This is a genomic window from Rhodococcus sp. NCIMB 12038 (assembly GCF_002165735.1).
Lineage (GTDB): Bacteria > Actinomycetota > Actinomycetes > Mycobacteriales > Mycobacteriaceae > Rhodococcus_F.
In genome coordinates this window covers 54,868-73,942 of record NZ_NHML01000041.1, presented here as the reverse complement: position 1 = coordinate 73,942, position 19,075 = coordinate 54,868, and the positions used below count along the sequence as shown (strand labels likewise).

General features: G+C 67.8%; 8 protein-coding genes. 3 read left to right on the top strand and 5 right to left on the bottom strand.

The window, feature by feature from the left end; genetic code table 11:
- The 3 genes from CA951_RS38395 to CA951_RS38385 form a co-directional block, all read right to left on the bottom strand.
- The coding region (locus CA951_RS38395) for a non-ribosomal peptide synthetase (RefSeq protein WP_143543169.1) at positions 1-10,892 on the bottom strand (10,892 nt) is incomplete at its 3' end.
- Positions 10,893-11,098: 206 nt separating this feature from the next.
- The gene (locus tag CA951_RS38390; protein WP_087561848.1) at positions 11,099-13,048 is read right to left on the bottom strand and encodes a prolyl oligopeptidase family serine peptidase; all 1,950 of its coding nucleotides are present in this window, start codon (positions 13,046-13,048) and stop codon (positions 11,099-11,101) included.
- Between the two features lie 24 nt (positions 13,049-13,072).
- Complete coding sequence (locus tag CA951_RS38385) at positions 13,073-14,473, bottom strand: carotenoid oxygenase family protein (RefSeq protein WP_087561847.1); 1,401 nt, start codon at positions 14,471-14,473, stop codon at positions 13,073-13,075.
- Between the two features lie 139 nt (positions 14,474-14,612).
- On the opposite strand from CA951_RS38385, the gene CA951_RS38380 reads away from it, so the two are divergent.
- Genes CA951_RS38380 through CA951_RS38370 form a run of 3 tightly spaced genes read left to right on the top strand, consistent with a single transcriptional unit; the run spans position 14,613 to position 17,088 of the window.
- Positions 14,613-15,875, top strand: coding sequence for a pyridoxal phosphate-dependent aminotransferase (locus CA951_RS38380; protein ID WP_005253480.1), 1,263 nt, complete (start codon positions 14,613-14,615; stop codon positions 15,873-15,875).
- A 56-nt stretch (positions 15,876-15,931) separates the two neighbouring features.
- Complete coding sequence (locus CA951_RS38375; RefSeq protein ID WP_087561846.1) at positions 15,932-16,651, top strand: helix-turn-helix domain-containing protein; 720 nt, start codon at positions 15,932-15,934, stop codon at positions 16,649-16,651.
- Positions 16,648-17,088, top strand: coding sequence for a hypothetical protein (locus CA951_RS38370; protein ID WP_087561845.1), 441 nt, complete (start codon positions 16,648-16,650; stop codon positions 17,086-17,088). Before CA951_RS38375 ends, CA951_RS38370 begins: the two co-directional genes overlap by 4 nt.
- On the opposite strand, the gene CA951_RS38365 is transcribed toward CA951_RS38370, so the two are convergent.
- The gene (locus CA951_RS38365; protein ID WP_087561844.1) at positions 17,079-18,260 is read right to left on the bottom strand and encodes an MAB_1171c family putative transporter; all 1,182 of its coding nucleotides are present in this window, start codon (positions 18,258-18,260) and stop codon (positions 17,079-17,081) included. The genes CA951_RS38370 and CA951_RS38365 overlap by 10 nt on opposite strands.
- Positions 18,261-18,264: 4 nt before the next feature.
- Entirely contained in the window at positions 18,265-18,726 is a 462-nt protein-coding gene (locus tag CA951_RS38360; protein ID WP_256974255.1) for a hypothetical protein, read from the bottom strand.
- Positions 18,727-19,075 lie beyond the last annotated feature (349 nt).

The window sequence follows — 19,075 nt, the reverse complement described above, 5'->3', positions numbered from 1 at the left end:
AAATCGTCGCCCAGCCCGCCCCGCTCGAGCCCGAGCCCCCCCGCAAAAACCCCCGCCACGACCTCCTCGACCGGCGTGGTCGGCGCCCGAAACTCCCGGACGACGAACGACGGCGCGGGCAACGCCCGTCGGTCGAGCTTCCCACTGGGATTCAACGGCAACTCGTCGAGGACCATCACCTGCGAGGGCACCATGTAATTCGGCAGCGTCTCGCCCACTACGATGCGCAGCGCCTCCGGGTCCAGGCCGAGGCTGGTATCGGCCACTACGTATCCCACCAATTGTTCGCCGGTGTGGGGATCGTGACGCAAGACCACGACGCTTTGCGCGACTCCGTCGCACCTGCTCAGCGCTGCCTCGATCTCACCGAGTTCGATCCGCAGACCCCGCAATTGCACCTGTGAGTCGATTCGCCCGACGAAATCGAGTCGTCCGTCTTTCGTCCACCGCACCAGATCGCCTGTGCGGTACATCAATTCGCTGTCACCTGCGAATGGATTGGCCACGAATCGGGCTGCAGTGAGTGCACCGCGGGCATGGTAGCCGCGGGCGAGCCCACTGCCCGACAGATACAGTTCGCCGATCACGCCGACCGGAGAGGGATGCAGCCTCGCGTCGAGGACAACAGCTCCGGCGCCCTCGATCGGGGTGCCTATCGTGATTCGTTGTTCCGGGACGAGCGCCTCGGTCATGGAGATGATGATGGTGGTCTCGGTAGGACCGTAGCTGTTGAAGAAGCGACAGAACGGTGCGAACTTCGCGACCAACTCCGGCGGGCAGACGTCTCCACCGACGACCACGGCCCGGAGTTCGTCGAGCCCGTCCGGGTCGACGATCCCCAGGGCCGCGGGCGCCGTGATGATGTGGGTGACCCGCTCGACGCGCAGTAACTCCGCGAGCTCGCCGCCACCGATGATCTCGGGTGGCGCGACCACCAGGGTGGCTCCGGCACTGAACCCCGCGATCATCTCGAACACCGACGCGTCGAAGCTCGAGGACGAGAACCTCAGCACCCGCGAGTTGCCGGTCAAGTTCAGCTCGGGGCGGGCGTCCGCACAGAACGACGCCAGCCCGGCATGGGTTACGACGACACCCTTCGGGACCCCGGTCGAACCCGACGTGTAGATCATGTAGGCCGCATTGGACAACGCCACCGTCGCACGGCGCTCGCCGTCGGTGATCTCTGCCGCCGAGAACTCGTTGCACAGTTCCTGCACTTCGCCCGCGGTGGGTACCAGCCAGTCAACCTTCCCCGGGGGCGATGTGGTGTCGGCACCGGTAAGACCGATCACGGCCCCGGAATCGACCAACATGTGCTCGATCCGCTCGACCGGCAGTGTCGGATCGACCGGCACGAACCCGCCACCCGCTTTCGCGATCGCCCACACCGCAATCACTGATTCGATGGATCGCGCGAAGGACAGCGCGACAAACGTCTCCGGACCGACACCCCGCGAGATCAGCACTCGGGCCAGCCGGTTCGATCGGGAGTCGAGGTCCGAATACGACATCTCCACGCCACCGCAGGTCAACGCAACCCCCAAGGGGTTCGACGCGACGCCGGCCGCCAGAATCTCCGGCAACGTCCGTGCCGGCACAGACAGTGGTACCGGGGCCGCCACCGCGAGCACCCGCTGCCGCTCGGCCGGACCCAGCAAGTCGATGTCGCCCACCGGGACGAACGGATTCTCGACGACCGCGTCGAGCACCCGCACGAACGCCTCTGCGATGCTGCGCACCGTCGGCGCGTCGAAGATGTCCGTCGTGTACGACAGCCTCCCCGCATACCCGCCTCCGGCCGACTCGCTCAGAGTCATCGAGAGGTCGAACTGCGCAGCCTCCCATTCGACCGTCACCGGTGAGACAGTCAGACCCGGCAGCTCCACACTTGACGGCGCGAAATTCTGGAACGCCAACATCACCTGAAATAGCGGCGAGAAAGACTGTGAACGAACGGGATTCAGCTTCTCCACCAGCCGCTCGAACGGCACATCAGCCCTGCCGAACGCCTCGAGGTCCGAATCGCGTACCCGTCCCACCAGCTCCGCGAACGACCGACTCGGCTCACAATGGGCCCGCAGTACCAATGTATTGACGAACATGCCCACCAGATCGTCCAACGCCGCATCACCACGGCCCGCGACCGGCGACCCGATCGCGATATCGGTCGACCCACTCAACTTCGCCAACAGCACCGCCAACGCCGCATGCACCACCATGAACGGCGTCGCACTCTGCTCGCGGGCCAGCGCCGCGAGACGCGCCACCGTCACCGTCGGCACCGCGAAGTCGATACTCGCACCCACCCCCGACCGCACCGCCGGACGTGGCCGGTCGAGCGGCAGAGCCAGCACGTCCGGCAGACCCGACAGCGCATCCGCCCAGTACTCGAGCTGCTGCGACATCAGCGACGTGGGATCGTCCTCGGAGCCGAGAACGTCTCGTTGCCACAGGGTGTAGTCCGCATACTGCACCGGCAGCGGGGTCCACGACGGTGCGTCGCCGGCTGTACGCGTGGAATAGGCGTGCACCAGGTCGCGGGCGAGTACCTGAATCGACCACCCGTCGATGCTGATGTGGTGCACCACCATCACCAGCACGTGTTCGTCGGGAGCCTCGCACCGCAACAATGTGAGGGCGATCGGGATGTGCGTGGTCACGTCGAATCCGCGTGCCACCGCTTCCCGGATCCGTGTATCCAGCGCGTCGGCCGGGGCGACGCCGGGCACAACATCGATCAGATCACCGGTCGCGGCGTGATCGACCGGCAGCACCAGCTGGTAGGGGCCGTCAGGGGATTCGGGAAACATCGTCCGCAGCGATTCGTGCCGTTCGACGATGTCCGCGGCGGCCCGGCGGAGCGCCTCGACGTCGAGGGAGCCGGACAGCCGCAGTGCCGCCGCGACATTGTAGGCACTCGACGTGGGGTCGAACCGATTGAAGAACCACACTCGAGTCTGAGCCAGGGACAGGGGAAGCCTGTCCGGCCTCGGGCCGGACACGAGTGCGGGGCGCGGTCCCGCACCGGCGTGTGACCGGTCGACGACGGCGGCCAGAACCCCGACGGTGGGCGCCTCGAACAGCGACCGCACGTTCAACCCGGTGCCGAGCTCAGCGTTGATCCGGGCCACCACACGAGTCGCGGTGAGGGAGTTGCCGCCGAGATCGAAGAAATTGTCCGACATACCGATCCGCGAGACGCCGAGTACGTCCGCGAGAATCTCCGCGAGGACGTACTCGGTCGGGGTGCCGGGCGGGACGAACTGTGCGGAACTCGCGAACTCCGGGACCGGCAGTGCCTTGCGGTCGAGTTTGCCGTTCGCAGTCAACGGCAGTTCCGCGAGCACGACCAGCGCCGACGGCACCATGTACCGGGGAAGCACCGTTGCGGCCGCGTCGAGTAGCGCCCGCTCGTCCGGGGATCTTCCGGGCGCAGGCACCACGTATCCGGCGAGGTAGTCGCCGGTGGACCCGTCGTTGCGGGCCAGTGCCGCCGCCTGTGCGACATCTTCGTGCCGGAGCAGCGCCGCCTCGATCTCCCCGAGTTCGACGCGCTGGCCGCGGAGCTTGACCTGGAAGTCCGTGCGGCCCAAATATTCGAGGTGCCCGGTCGGGAGCCACCGAACAAGGTCACCGGTGCGGTACAGCCGACTACCGTCTCGCGCATTTCCCGCGGCCACGAAGGGGTTCGCGACGAACCTGTTCGCCGTCAGATCCGGCCGGGCCTGGTATCCGCGGGCGAGTTGGATCCCGCCGAGATACAACTCCCCCGCTACTCCGACGGGGACGGGACCCAGGCGTCCGTCGAGCACATACGTCTGGGTGTTCCAGACCGGCGCTCCGATCGGCACGGTGGACTCGTCCGGCCCGGTCTCGTAGTGGGTGACGTCCACCGCTGCTTCGGTGGGACCGTACAGGTTGTGCAGCTCCGCCCCGCTCATCCGGTGCAGATCCGCCGCCGTCACAGGCGGCAGCGCCTCACCACTGGTGAACACCCGGCGCAACGAAGGGCACCCGTCGACGTGCGCCCCGGCCAGGAACACCGCGAGCATCGACGGCACGAAATGCACCGTGGTCACGGATTCTTCGCGGATCACCCGCTCGAGATAGGCGGGATCACGGTGCCCGTCCGGCTCGGCGATCACCAGCCGCGCGCCGGTCTGCAACGGCCAGAACAACTCCCACACCGACACGTCGAACGTCACGGGGGTCTTCTGGAGAACCACGTCGTCGCCGCTCAGCGGGTACCGATTCTGCATCCACAGCAGCCGGTTGACGATGCCCTCGTGCGGTACTGCCACACCCTTGGGCCTGCCCGTGGAACCGGAGGTGAAGATGACATACGCAGGGCTTCGGGCATGCAACGGCCTTAACCGGTCCCGGTCCCGGACGGGGTCATCGGACAGCGCCGATAAATCGAGGGTGTCGAGGTCGACCGCCGGAACCTCGGTGGGCAGCGCCACCCGATCCGCGGTGGTGGTGAGAACGACGACCGGACTGGCAGTTGCCGCGATGTACGCGATCCGCTCGGCCGGCTGGTCCGGGTCTATCGGGACGTACGCACCGCCGGCCTTGATCACGGCATAGATTCCCACCAGCAGATCCACCGACCGTCGCGCCGCTACACCCACGAGCGATTCGGGGCCCACGCCGCCGTTGATCAGGAACCGCGCCAGCTGATTCGCGCGAGCGTCGAACTGTGCGTACGTCGACACGGCCCCCTCGAACACGACGGCTGGGGCGTCGGGCGTGTGAGCCACCTGCGCTTCGAACAGCTCGACGAGGGTGAGTCGAGGCACATGGTGCTCCGTCGCATTCCACGTGTCGACCACCAGCTCCCGTTCCTTCGGAACGAAAACGTCGACGCCGCCGACCGGTGTGTCCGCGTCGCGCGCGATGGTCTCGAGAATCCCGATCACGCGCGCCGCGAGTGTCGTGACGGTATCGCGATCGAAAATTCCGCGCCGGTAACGCAGGCTCAACCGCAGACGAGGTTCGAGGATCGACAGCAGTGTGATCGGGTAGTGCGTGGCGTCACGCGCATCGAGAGCGGTCACTCGCATTCCCGCGATGTCGGTGTGCTCGTCGAATCCGGACTTGTCGACGGGGTACGACTCGAACACCGACAGCGTGTCGAACAGGTTGCCCAGACCCGTGCGCGCCTGGATGTCACCGAGTCCGAGGTAATGGTGATCGAGCAGGGAAACCTGCTCACCCTGGAGGCGTGTGAGCAGCTGCGCACACGTCTCGTCCGGGTCCATCCGCATCCGCACGGGCACGGTGTTGATGAAAAGCCCCAGCATGCCCTCGACACCGGACAGCTGCGGCGGACGACCCGACACGGTGGCACCGAACACCACGTCGCGACGGGAGAGCAACCGGGACAGCAGTATTCCCCACGCCGCCTGGACCACGGTGTTCATGGTGACTCCATGGCGCGCCACCACCGCGTCGAGCGCATCGATGAGGACCGCGGGTAGTGCGATGTCGACCTCACCCGGAACGCCGTGCTGTTCGGAGGACGCATGCGGTGCCAGCAATGTCGGCTCGTCGAACCCCTCCAGCGCGCGTTCCCAGGCCCTCAGGGATTCGTCCCGGTCGCGTGTCGCCACCCATTCCAGGTAGGCGCTGTACGGCCGCGGTTCCGGGAGGGCGGGAGCGCCGTCCGCGGCATAGCGGACCAGTAACTCGCGCACCAGCAGTGGCATCGACCATCCGTCGAGGATGATGTGGTGGTTGGTCAGTGCCAGCACGTGACGATCGGGTGCAGTGCGGATCAACAGTAGGCGCACCAGCGGAGGTCGGGCGAGGTCGAATCGGGCGACCCGGTCGTCGTCGAGGAGTCGCGCGAGTTCCTCTCCTGCCCTCGACCCGTACCCGGTCAGATCCACCTCACGCCACGGCACGTCCACCCTGTCGACAACCAACTGCGCCGGGACTCCGTGATCGTCGTACTCGAATGCGGCACGCAGATTGGCGTGGTGTGCGAGCACGCCGGCGGCAGCACGGCGCAACCGCGCCGAGTCGACCGCGCCCTCGAGGTCGATGCGCAGTTGCGCGGTGTAGATGTCCAGTGAATCGGCGGCGAGCGTCGAGTGGAACAGCAGACCGGATTGCAACGGGGACAGCGACCAGATCTCTCGCAGCCCCGGATACGAGTGTTCCCAACACTCGATCCGACTCTGGCTCATCGTGACCAGCGGGCAATCGGACGGTGTCAGACCACCCGCGACGGGCTGAACAGTGTGCGCGGCGAGACCGTCGAGGGCGCTTCGCCACAGATCCGCGAGGGCGGCGACGTCGGAGTCGCGGATCACCCCGGTCGGATATGCGAACGATGCCGTCAACCGGGGTCCCTCGGGGCTGTCGACCACCATCGCGTTGATGTCGATCACCGCAGCCACCGCCATGCCGGATCCACTCGCTGTGATCAGGTCCGGTGACTCGGGGTCCGGCATCCAGCCGAGATCCTGCAACTCGCCGAGGTGTTGCACACCCACGCGGCCCAGGTAGTTAAAGCTGATCTGCGGCTCCGGAAGACCCCCGAGAATCGACCTCGCGCTCTCGTCGAGATACCGAAGCAATCCGAATCCGACGCCACGGGCAGGCACCGCGACGAGCTGTTCCTTGACGGTCTTGATCACGACACCGGCAGCATGTGCACCCTCGAACGCCCCGCCGAGATCGACGGCCGGCAGTTCGAGCCGGACCGGGAAGGCACTGGTGAACCAACCGACGGTACGTGCAGGATCCGCGCCGGCCACGGCCTCCTCCTCGCGCCCATGGCCTTCCAACGTCAGCAACACCGAACGTTCGTCGACCCCGTGCGAGTGTCGCCACTGCACGACCGCCATCGCCAGTGCCGACAGGAGCCCGTCGTTGACGCCGCAGCCGAACACATCGGGAAGTCGAGCGAGCACCGCATCGGTCACGGCGGAATTCACGTCGATGTGTACCCGCTCGGTCGTGCGCATCGTGTCGATCGCGGGCGCGATCGGACGTGTGCCGATCTGTGGGTCGGGGCCGCTGAGAACCTCTCGCCAATAGGGTAACTCGTCTCTGTGAGCTCCTCGATCTGCCGCGTCCTGCAGTCCATACGCCCAGCGGCGGAACGACGTGCCCACCGGGGCCAGCGTCGGCGTCTGCCCCGCACTCAGTTGCAGCCACGCCGTCGCGAGGTCCGGCAACAGCACGCGCCACGACACACCGTCCACCACCAGGTGGTGCGCGAGAACCAGCAGTCGGCCAGATGCACCGGCAGATTCGGAGACACACCACACCAGCTGAAGCATGACCCCGCTCGCCGGGTCCAGGCGCGCCGCAGCCGCCGCGCACTCGACGCTCACCACGTCGGTGAACGCACGGCTCCCGGGTGCCGCCGCCGTGACGATCCTCGAAATCCGATCGCCCGCCGGCACGCTGCCGACGGCCGTCGTCTCGAACGCCCAGGTGCCGTCGCCGTCGGGGACGAACTTCGAGCGCAGAGCATCGTGGTGATCGAGCACCGCCGCGAGCGTCGCACTCAACCGATCCGAATCGACATCTGACGGCAAAGTCAGCAGGAGCGCCTGGAAGTAATCGTCGAAAGGGCCGCGCTCGAGCATCGAGCACATGATCGGCGTCGGCGGGATACGCCCGACGCCGCCGCCCTCGAGCTCCTCGAGGACGACCGCCGTTGCGGCCTCCACCGGCACCGCCACTGCGGCGATTGCGGCGATCGTCTTGTGCTCGAACACGGCCCGCGCACTGAAGCTGAGACCGAGCTCCCTGGCTCGGGCGGCGATCTGCATCGCGACGATGCTGTCGCCGCCGAGCGCGAAGAGACTGTCGTCCACACTCACCCGGTCGAGGCCGAGCGCCTCGGTGACGAGACCCGAGAGCAGCGCCTCCGCCGGTGTCGACGCGGCGCGGAACTCGTGTTCAGCTGACCCGAAGTGCGGTTGAGGCAGTGCACTCCGGTCGAGTTTGCCTGCCGCCGTCACCGGCACGTGTTCGAGCGACATCACTGCCGACGGGATCATGTGGGACGGCACGATTTCGGCGACACCCTCGACAATCGCGACCGGATCGAATTCACGACCGGTGTCGAGACGCACGTACGACACCAGCGCCGTCGTGCCGCTCGCCGTCCGATGAACCACCGTCGCCGCGAAGTTGACGCCGTCCTGGGCGAGCAGTGCCGCGTCGATCTCGCCGAGCTCGATGCGGAAGCCACGGATCTTGACCTGGGTGTCGGACCGGCCGATGAACTCGAGCGTGTAGTGGCCTGCCTCGGTTCCCTGCGACGACCGCACCCAGCGCACCTCGTCACCGGTGCGGTAGAGCCGAGATCCCGGCACACCGAAGGGGTTGGCCACGAATCGGTTCGCCGTCAGCCCGTGCCGATGGTGATAGCCACGTGCGATTCCGGGGCCGGCGAGGTAGAGCTCACCCACCACCCCCACGGGCACGGCGCGGAGCTTGCGGTCGAGCACCACGACGCTCGCCCCCTGGATCGGCCTGCCGATCGTAATCGGTTCGCCCGGCGTCAGCGGCTCACCTGCGGTGATGATGATGGTCGTCTCGGTCGGCCCGTAACTGTTGGTGAAGCGGCACACCTGCCCGAAGCGCTCCACCAGGTCGGGGGTGCACACGTCCCCGCCCACCACCACCGCCTCGAGATGTTCGAGCCCACGCGGGTCAACCGTGTTCATCACCGTCGGAGCCGTGATGATGTGGGTCACGCACTGTTCCCTCAGCAGGTCGACGAGATCGGTTCCACCGTGCACCTCGGGCGGGGTGACAACCATCGTGGCACCGGCGCTGAACGCCTGGATCATCTCGAATACCGAGGCATCGAAACTGGCCGACGAGAACCGCAGCATCCGCGATTCGTGGTGAATGCCGAGTTCCGGGCGGGCGCCGGCCGCGAAGTTCGACAGACCGCTGTGGGTGACGACGACCCCTTTCGGAAGCCCTGTCGATCCCGATGTGTAGATCATGTACGCGGGGTGGTGGACCGACAGCGGGGCGCGACGATCCACGTCACCGATCGCGGCGCTCCGCTCCCGGTCACAGCGGGCGCGCACCTCGTCGTCGTCGAGGACGAGCCAGTGAATGCCGTCGGGCAGTATTGCACGCAGTTCGTGCAGTGTGAGCCCCACCAGTGCCCCCGAATCGGACAGCATGTGCGCGACTCGCTCGGGTGGCAGCTTCGGATCGACAGGCACGAAAGCGGCCCCGGTCTTGGCGACCGCCCAGAACGCGACGAGTGACTCTGCCGACCGGGGAAGACTCAGCGCGACGAAGGTTTCCGGTCCGGCCCCCGATTCGATCAGCAGTCGCGCCAGCTGATTGGATCCCTGGTCCAGCTCGCGGTAGGTGATCGCCCGTCCCGCCGCCCGAATCGCGACTGCGTCCGGTGAGGTCGCAACGCCGTCGGCCAGCAAGTCGGGGAGGAGCCGCGCCGGCTCTGCCCGCGGACCGCGACACGGCACGAGATCCGCGCGTTCGTCGGCGTGCAGCACGTCGAGAGCGGCGATGCGGTCGGTGGCGGCCGACGCGGCGAAGGCGGCGAAGAATTCGAGGAACCGGGCATGGTGACCGTGCAGTTCCTGTTCGGTGTACAGATTCGGGTTGGCCTCGAAGTCGACCTGCGCCACGTCGCCTGCGACACCGGGATAGATGTTCACTGCGAGGTCCTCCACCGGGCCGGTGGTCAGCACGTGGAGCCGGCCGATCGACGGTCCGAGCCGAATCTCGTCGTGGAACATCATGATGTTGATCGACGGCCCGAAAAAGCCGCGACGACCACCCAGGATGCCCGCATCCCGTCGTATGTCCTCGTGCCGGTACCTCTGGTGACGCAGCGCTCCGGTGAGCGCCAGTTGCGTGCATCTCATCAAGTCGACGGAGGTCGTTTCCTCCCCGACCGAGAGTCGGATCGGGAGGACGTTGGAGATCATGCCGCCCGAGCGGCGCAACCGGGAGGTGGTGCGTGCCGAGACCGGCAAGCTCAACACCACGTCGTCCTGGCCGGTCAGGCGGGACAGGAATGCAGCGACGGCAGCCACCGCGGCTGTCGCGAACGTCGCCCCGGGTTCCCGATCGGTCAGACTCTGCAGTGCGGCTGTCGTAGCGGCGGACAGCGGTGCGCTGCTCACCAGCGACTGCGCGCCGATCTCGGCCGCTCGCCCGGCAAGGCTGATCGTCGGTGGAAGATCGAGGCTGCGTTCGGCCCAGTACTTGCGGTCCGTCTCGAACCGGCTCGAGGTGCGGTAGCGCGCCTCTTCTTCGACGACCTCCCGCAATCCACTCGCGGTGAACTCGGCCGGCGTCCGACCCTCGACAGCCGCGGTGTACAGCTCCGCGGCGCGGTTCATGAACGTCATGGCGCCGAAGCCGTCGAGGGCAATGTGGTGAATTCGCGAGTACCAGAAGTAGCAGTCGTCGGCGACACGCAACATGGCCGAGCGGATCAGCCGATCATGGAGGAGATCGATCGGGTTGCCGCATTCGGCGCGCATCCACGCGTGCGCCGCAGCCCGCGGATCAGGGTCGGAACGGAAGTCGAGGTGTGTCATCTCGAAGCCGAGCGACTCGTCGACCGTCTGGAGCGGCTCACCGTCCCACTCGACGATTCGGAGCAGTCCGGTACCGAGTTCCCGGAGCGCGGCGGGTCCGATCCGCGCGAGCAGGCCGATGTCGAGATCGGCGATACCGACCTCGACGTACTGAGCGATGACGATCGGAACGTCGCCCAGCAGGTGCTGGGCGAACCACATTCCACGTTGAGCGGCGGAGAGTGGGAACAACTCGGACGGCGCTACGCCATTCGCCATCACCGTGTCCGAAGGGACCGAATTCGTATCGAAATCGTCCAGCGATGACACCCTCGGCCCTCGGCAATCCATATATCGACACTGAAGCGCGCGAAGGGAACACCCATGTCACTCAGCTGCGGCTATCGACTCGTCTCTCCGACGCTACGCGCGCCCCAGCAGCCGACGCGAGACCTTGCTCCGTTCAGACCCCGCGGTCTCTAAATCTCGGCGATCAGAGGAGAGCACAACGGACGGTTTGTTTTGTGCATCAAACGCTTCAGGTTCCGGGTGGACGGTCAGCCGTTGGCCGGCCGCCACAGTTCGAGTCGCGGAATGTCCGGCGGCTCGAATCCCAGAACCTGCCCGTAGAAGGAGAGTTCGGCGTTACGGGAGCTGATGAGGGTGGCCAGCTTCCGGAATCCGTGCGACTCCCCCTCGTACTCGAGGTAGGCGTGCGTAATGCCCTTCTCCACGAGCGCATCCCGGAACCGTTCCGCCTGCGACGGCGGCACGATCGGGTCGTCGAGCCCCTGCAGCAGCAGCACCGGGCAGTTCAGCCCGGCGACGTTGTTGAGCGGCGCCCGCTCGGCGTAGAGGTCGGCGGCCTCGGGCAGCGGGCCGATCAGACCGTCGATGTACCGGGACTCGAAGTCGTGCGTCTCCTTCACGAAACCGTCGAGTTCGGCGACACCGAAGTAGGAGGCACCGCAGGCGAACACGTCCGACGTCGTCAGTGCCGCGAGCACGGTCCAGCCGCCGGCGGATCCGCCTTCGATCGCCAGCCGGCGGGGGTCCGCCATCCCCGCCTCGGCCAGACCGGTCACCGCGGTCACCACGTCCTCGACGTCGACGACCCCCCACTGGCCACGCAGCCGGTTGCGGTATTCGCGCCCGTACCCCGTGGACCCGCCGTAGTTCACGTCGACGACACCGATGCCGCGGCTGGTGAAGAACGCGAACACGGGATTCAGGGACGGCGCGACCCGCGACGTCGGCCCGCCGTGCACGAACGCCACGTACGGCGGCAGTTCGCCGTCCTCGCCCCGGTACCGCGGGTGTCGCGGCGGGTAGGCGATCGCGTGCACTTCGCGTTCGGCGCCCTGGAATGTCAGCTGCCGGGCTTCGGGGAGATACGCCGCCTCGGGCAGTTCGGTGACGGACAGCCGGACGGTGCGGAGTTCACCGGTGTCGAGGTCGAGTTCGCGCAGGCCCGCCGGGGTCTGGGCGCCGCCGGTGAGCAGCAGGATCCGGTTGCCGTTGCGATCCCCGAGCCCGATGCTGGTGAGCCCGTCCAGCGGGATGTCCACCAGCGAACCGGTGGCCGGGTCGAGCACGGCGAGGGTGTCGGTGCCGAACGTCCGCACGGTCAGCAGTGAGCCGTCGTCGCGGCGGGTGTGCCAGCGGCCGCCAAGCATCCACAGGGCACCGCCGAAGTCGGCGTCCATCGGGCACAACGCCACCGGCGCGGGGTCGTCGATGCCCACCCGGTACAGATTCCACCAGCCGCTGCGGTCGCTGATCGTGTACAGCTCGGTGGGCCCGACCCACTCCGGTTGCAGCACCGATTCCTCGGTACCGCCGAGCAGTGTCCGCACCTTCCCGTTGACGCGGCCGCCCTCGACGGCCACGACCCTGAGCTCGGTGCCGTCCCACGGCATCTGGGGGTGGTCCCACGCGATCCACGCGAGGTGCCTGCGGTCCGGGGACAGCCGCGGATTGGCCAGGAAATCCGAGCCGGCGACGACGGACCGCACCCGATGCGGGTCGCCGGCCGCCGACCCGTCCAGCGGGACGACGCAGATGTCGCGGGACACGCCGCCCTCGGTGTCGTGCGTTTCGCGGACCGCCCACACCTCGCCGTCGACCACCGACAGGTCGCCGTACCGCAGCGAGCAGGGCTGCGGCGGCTCCGGTGTCAGCGGCACCGGGGTCCCGCCTTCCAGCAGGTACAGGCGCTGGTCGCTGAACTCGGCGAACACCAGGTGGCCGGCGTCGGTGACGGTCCAGCCGCCGCCGCCGTACTCGTGGACGCGGGTGCGGGCGTTCCACGGCGCGGGCAGAATGTCTTCCGGCTCGTCGTCCAGTCCGAGGCGCCGCACCGCGACCCGCCCGCCTTCACTGGGTCGCAGTTCCGACCACCACACGTCGTCGCCCACGTACCGGCCACCCTCGACGGGGTGACCGCTGGAGGCGAGGTCCGCCGCCGCGATCGGAGAGGGCCAGGAACCGTAGGGCGCAGAGGTCATCCGCCGAGGATATTCCGCCGCCCGCTACTCCGCTGGCAGCCACGCGCCGTGAAGGCCCGCCGGAACCCGAATCGGTAGTCGCACCTTCCCGATCGGACCCGACCCGGGGTCGTCGGCGGGCAGCACGAAGAACCAGGACGTCAGGTCGCTGCGGTCGGTGCCGATCATCCCCCAGTACTCGTGCTCGCCGCCGGGCATGAAGATCGGTTCGCCCACCGACACGCTGCCCGGGTCCCAGTGCGTCTCGGTGCCGCGGGCGGTGTCGAAGAACCACAGCGAATCCTGCCGCCCCTGGCTGCGGTCGAGTTTGCCGACCGTCGCCACGGTGCGGTGCCCCCTGGTCAGTTCCCGGTCGTCGACCCGTGGGAACTCGACGTCGCGGTCGCACACCACCTCTCGTGTCACCCGTCCACTGCCGGGGTCGACGACGGCGCGGACCAGCGAGCCCAGCGACGGCGCCGGAGCCTTCGCGAATCCACCGGGATACGTCCACTCCACGTAATCGACGCTCACCCGCCCATCGGGCAGGTCGAACGCGTTCGCGAAGTGCCACACCCAGTACGCGTCGTGCGTCGTCCACCGCACCGGACCGCCGTCGCGGGGAATCAGCGCGATACGCGTGCCGTCCTCCGGCCGCCAGTCCAGCACGGACCCGCCGGTCAGCACCGCGGCGATGTCGAACACCAGCGGGCACAGCATCAGCACGATGTACCGCTCCGTCAGCGCCATGTCGTGGATCATCAGCGGCGTGTCCACGCCCCCGACCGCCGTCGGGGTACGCGCCACCGAACCGTCGGGATTCACCACCGACCACGTCAGATACGGGGATTCGAGCATGTAATTGAACAGCACCATCTGCCCGGTGACCGGGTCGATCTTGGGATGCGCGGTGCTGCCCACGCTCATGGCGCCGTCGCAGTTGTCCCGCCCGAGCGTGCTCAGGTCGGCCGGGTCGAGGCGGAACGGCAGCGTGGTCTCGGCCATCGCGAGGAGTCGTCCGCCGTGCCGGACGATGTTGATGTCGGGCAGTTCCCGGGACGTGCCCGCCAGTTCGGGCCCCACTTCGTCCTCGGTCGGCGTGTAGAGGTCGGTGACACCGGCCCAGATGACGTGCCCGGCCTTCTCTTCCGCCGTCACCATGGGCGTGCGGACGAACCGGTTGGTGTACCGGGCGCGGCCGTCGGCCAATTCGACCCGGTGGACCATGCCGTCACCGTCGAGCGGATACACGTAGGTGCCGATCGGGTCGAACCGCGGATTGGGACCGTTGCGCAGATACGCGCCGTGCAGATCGGCGGGCAGTTCGCCGATCACCTCGAGATCCCGGACATCGACCTCCTCCCGCTGCGGCTCGAACACCCCGACGAGATGGCTGTGGTGCGCGATGTCGACGGGTCCGGGACGACGGGTTACCGGTGCTGACATGTGGGGTCATTCCCTCCGGGCGCGGTGAACACGACCCCCTCTCGAGGGTACGACGGGCACCTGCGCGGGCGGCGGGTTTCGACGACACGACGGCGGCCCATACCCACCAGTAGAAATCGGGTTGCCCGGGAGTGGGAGAATGACCGTCGTGAGCAACCCAGACCACGGCCACCACCGCATGCCGCATCGCAAGCTGGAGCAGTCCACCAAGCTCCAGAACGTGCTCTACGAGATTCGTGGACCGGTCCATGCCCACGCCGCCCGACTGGAGGCGGAGGGACACCGGATCCTCAAGCTCAACATCGGCAACCCCGCGCCGTTCGGTTTCGACGCGCCCGACGTGATCATGCGCGACATGATCGCCGCGCTCCCGTACGCGCAGGGGTACTCCGAGTCCAAGGGCATCCTGTCGGCGCGCCGCGCGATCGTCACCCGCTACGAACTGGTCGCCGGGTTCCCCGAACTCGACGTCGACGACATCTACCTGGGCAACGGCGTGTCCGAGCTCATCACGATGACGATGCAGGCGCTCCTCGACAACGGCGACGAGGTGCTGATCCCGGCGCCGGACTACCCGCTGTGGACGGCGATGACGAGCCTCGCCGGCGGCACCCCGGTGCACTACCTGTGCGACGAGGGCAACGACTGGAACCCGGACATCGCGGACATCGAGTCCAAGATCACGGACAAGACCAAGGCCCTGCTCGTCATCAACCCGAACAATCCGACGGGTGCGGTGTACTCGATGGAGGTGCTGCAGCAGCTCGTCGATCTGGCCCGGAAGCATCAGCTGCTGCTTCTCGCGGACGAGATCTACGACAAGATCCTCTACGACGACGCCAAGCACATCTCGCTGGCGACGCTGGCCCCGGATCTGCTGTGCTTGACGTTCAACGGCCTGTCGAAGGCGTACCGCGTCGCGGGTTACCGGTCCGGCTGGGTGGCCATCACCGGCCCGAAGGAGCACGCCGCCGGTTTCCTGGAGGGTCTCGACCTGCTGGCGTCGACGCGGCTGTGCCCGAACGTGCCCGGTCAGCACGCCATCCAGGTGGCGCTCGGCGGGCACCAGAGCATCGAAGACCTGATCCTGCCGGGTGGCCGGCTGCTCGAGCAGCGCGACGTGGCCTGGGAACGCCTGAACATGATCCCGGGTGTCTCGTGTGTGAAGCCGAAGGGCGCGCTGTACGCGTTCCCGCGTCTGGACCCGAACGTCTACGAGATCTACGACGACGAGAAGCTGGTCCAGGACCTGCTGCTGCAGGAGAAGATCCTGATGGTGCAGGGCACCGGTTTCAACTGGCCGGACCACGACCACCTCCGGATCGTGACGCTGCCGTGGGCACGGGATCTCGCTGTCGCCATCGAGCGGTTCGGTAATTTCCTCACCAGCTACAAGCAGTAGGATCGAGACACAGCAAGCGACACGCGCGTCGCTTGCGTGTCTCCTGGGGGAAAACAATGGTCACCAGCACCCGCGCGCGTTTCGGACAATTCGTCCACCGGCGACGGCGTTTGCTGAACCTCACACAGGACCAGGTCACGGCCGCCGGTGGCCCGTCCGACGCAGCTCAGACACGCGCCGAGAACGGGACCGGCCCGGATCCGAGCATCGAAACCCTCCGCAAACTGGACGTCGCGCTGCGGTGGGCGCCGGGCAGCGCGGCCCGCACCCTCGACGGCGGTCACCCGACTCCCCTCGAGGCGCTCGACGGGGACGGGCGGGCGCCGTCGTCGCGTCCGCTGACGCTCGGACCGTCGGAGATTCCGCTGGATCTGGACACGATCATCGAGATCCTGGGGCCGCACACCCAGCTCACGAGGCTGAGCGTGGCGCACCCCGAGGTTCCGGGTCTGGTCGAGGCGGCGGGTGAACTGAGCCGTGTGGTCTCGAAGATCACCGGCGCGTACGTGACGCGGTTGCTGGAAGTCAACGGAGGACCTGCCGGACCCCGCCAGCCGCTGGTGGAGTTCGCGTTCGGCCACCTGCTGGAGGAGCCGTCGACCGTCACCGACCCTCGCGAACTGGAGGAGGCGCGGTATCGCCGTTTCCTCTACGGCCGGGGGGAGGATCTCGACGCGGCCACCCGGGAGCGTTTCTGGCGCCGATGGGAGGACGCGGTGAAACTCGTCGCCACCGACGATCCTGAACGCAGCGGAGACGCGGAGGTGACCGCATGAACGGGGTGCCGTTGTCGGTGCGGGTCAACCGCCTGTTCTCCCTCGCCCACGATCTCGACGGTCCCGAACCCGGCGAGGACACGGTCGCCGCGGGGGTGTCGCGGATCCTCGGACGCCCCGTCGCGCCGTCCGAGATCGAGTCGCTGCGCAGAAACGATCACGAGCCTCCGGAGCCCGACGTCCTGCGGGCGGTCGCGCAGCATTTCCACGCCCCCGAGCAGTACCTCGCGGCCGACGGCTACCACGACTACGACACCCTGGTCCGGTTCAAGATCGCGGTCCGCGAGGCGGGGGTGCGGCACCTGTCGATGAGATCGCTCGACGCGAACGCGGAGCCGACCACCGCCGAGATGGAATCGCTGATCCCGCTGCTGGAGAATCTGCGGCGGAGCCACGGCCCGTTGCCGGTCGCGTCGCCGGACCCCCGTCAGACCTGAGCGGGGACGCGCGCCGACGGGTCCTCGGGCCCGCCGAACTGCGGGAGGCGCCGCGCCCACAGCGCGGCCGCCATCTGCTCGCCGTCGTTCCAGTGGTCGGCCAGCCGTGCCAGTTCCCACGGTTCGCCGCCGACGTCTGTCGCGAACCGGTGCGTCGTCCCGCCGGTGCCGTGTGCCCGGTGACCGGCGCTGCGGGCGAGGCACGCGAGGTGCAGTCGCGCCGCCGTGACCACGGGCGGTGCGATGCCGGTGTGGTCGCCGAGTTCGAAGACGACGTGCCGGTCGAGGATCATGATCGCGTCGCGGATCTCGACGCTCATCCGGTCCAGCCGGCCGCGGACGGACAGCGCCCGGCGGTCGGCCGGCCGCAGTTCCAGGACCACTTCGGGGACCGCGCCCGTCAGGGTCCGCCACATCGGCTGCAGCCGGCGAATGACCCGCCGCGACCGCCACCGGTGACCGAGCACCCGGATCACCGGTCCCGCCGAGATGATCGCGCCCGCCGACACGACGAGCACGCGGATGAACGCCCCCGAGTCGCTGTGCGATTCGGTCAGTGCGTTGTCTTCGCTGACGGCGTTGACCACCCCGGTCGTCATGACGACACCCATGTCGAACACCTCGAACAGCGACAGCGCGATGACGGCGAGAAACACCCGGCGTTCGTGTCCCGGGGTCGCGCTGCGCACAGCTTTCAGTGAGATCCACAGGTTGAGCACGGCGACGGCGAGGATCGGGACGGCGTACGTGATGCAGTAGGCCGCGAAGAGCCAGCCGCCCTCGTCCGCGATCGCGACGCCCCGCGACCGCGCCGGGGCGCTCAGCGCGATGAGGGTCGCCCCCGCGACGACGCCCACCGACAGCGACACGACGTGGATGTGGGGCAGACGCGCCGGGCCGAGCGCCCATGCGGAGAAGAGGCTGATCAGCGACGCCGCGGTGAGGATGATGCAGACGTTGCTGAGGGTGTTCGCGAAGCCGTGCCCGAACCAGAGGTCGAGCCAGTGCTGCGCCGGCGACCGCTGGAGGACCAGGGAGAGCGAGGCGAAGACGAGGGCGGCGTTCATGCGGCGTTCGGCGACAGTCGACCGGACCAGGGCCACGCGCAGGAGGGTCGTCCCCCAGACGACGGCGAGCAGCGGCCAGCTCACGTAGGTGGGCGGTTCGTACACGGCGTCAGAACGTTCCGAGCATCCGCGACGCCCGGGCGTCACCGGCAGTGACGCCGCTCGTCGTCGCGCGGCGACCCGCCATGATCAGGGTGGCGAGCAGTTCCGCCTCGTATTCCTGGTCGTTCGAGTAGTTGGACCGGCCGAGCATCTTGACCACACCTGTCGTGGCGACCGACGGCGCGGCCGCCGACAGCACCGTCGAGTCGACGGACGTGTCTCCGACGGCGTCGCGGTCGTGGCCGAGTTCCATGTGTGCCAGTTCGTGGCAGATGATGTGGGTGGCGTGGACGTCCGACATCCCTGTCGCGTAGAGGATCACGTCGTCGTCGGCGCGTGCGAGCCAGAGTCCGGAATGTCCGCCCTGAACCAGGGCGTGCGAGACGGGGACCAGGTGGATCGGGCGACCCCGGCGGGCTGCGACACCGCCGATCAGCTGATCCCTGTTCCAGGGCACGGGAATACCCATCTCCGCCACGATCCGGCGAAGATGGTTGCTGGGTCGTCGCGACGGCCGCGAGATTCGCACTGGAACACCTCCGAACGGCCATAATCCTAGGCCGTCGGCGTTCGAGGTCACGACATGTGGGCGATTTCACCTACCCGGTTGACGAATACCCCTCATGTGTCGGTAGATTGGCAACCGGCACCTCGAGTGCCACGAGCACCTGTCGCCCCTCCCCCCCCCTGTGGGCGCCAGGTTGGTGGCGGGGTCAACCCCCCCTGTACCCCGCCACCCAGCTCGGCACTTCTCTCCACGCAGTGGCTTGTCGCCCGCGGAACACACCCCTCGTTCGGAGTTCCGGACCACCTTCGCG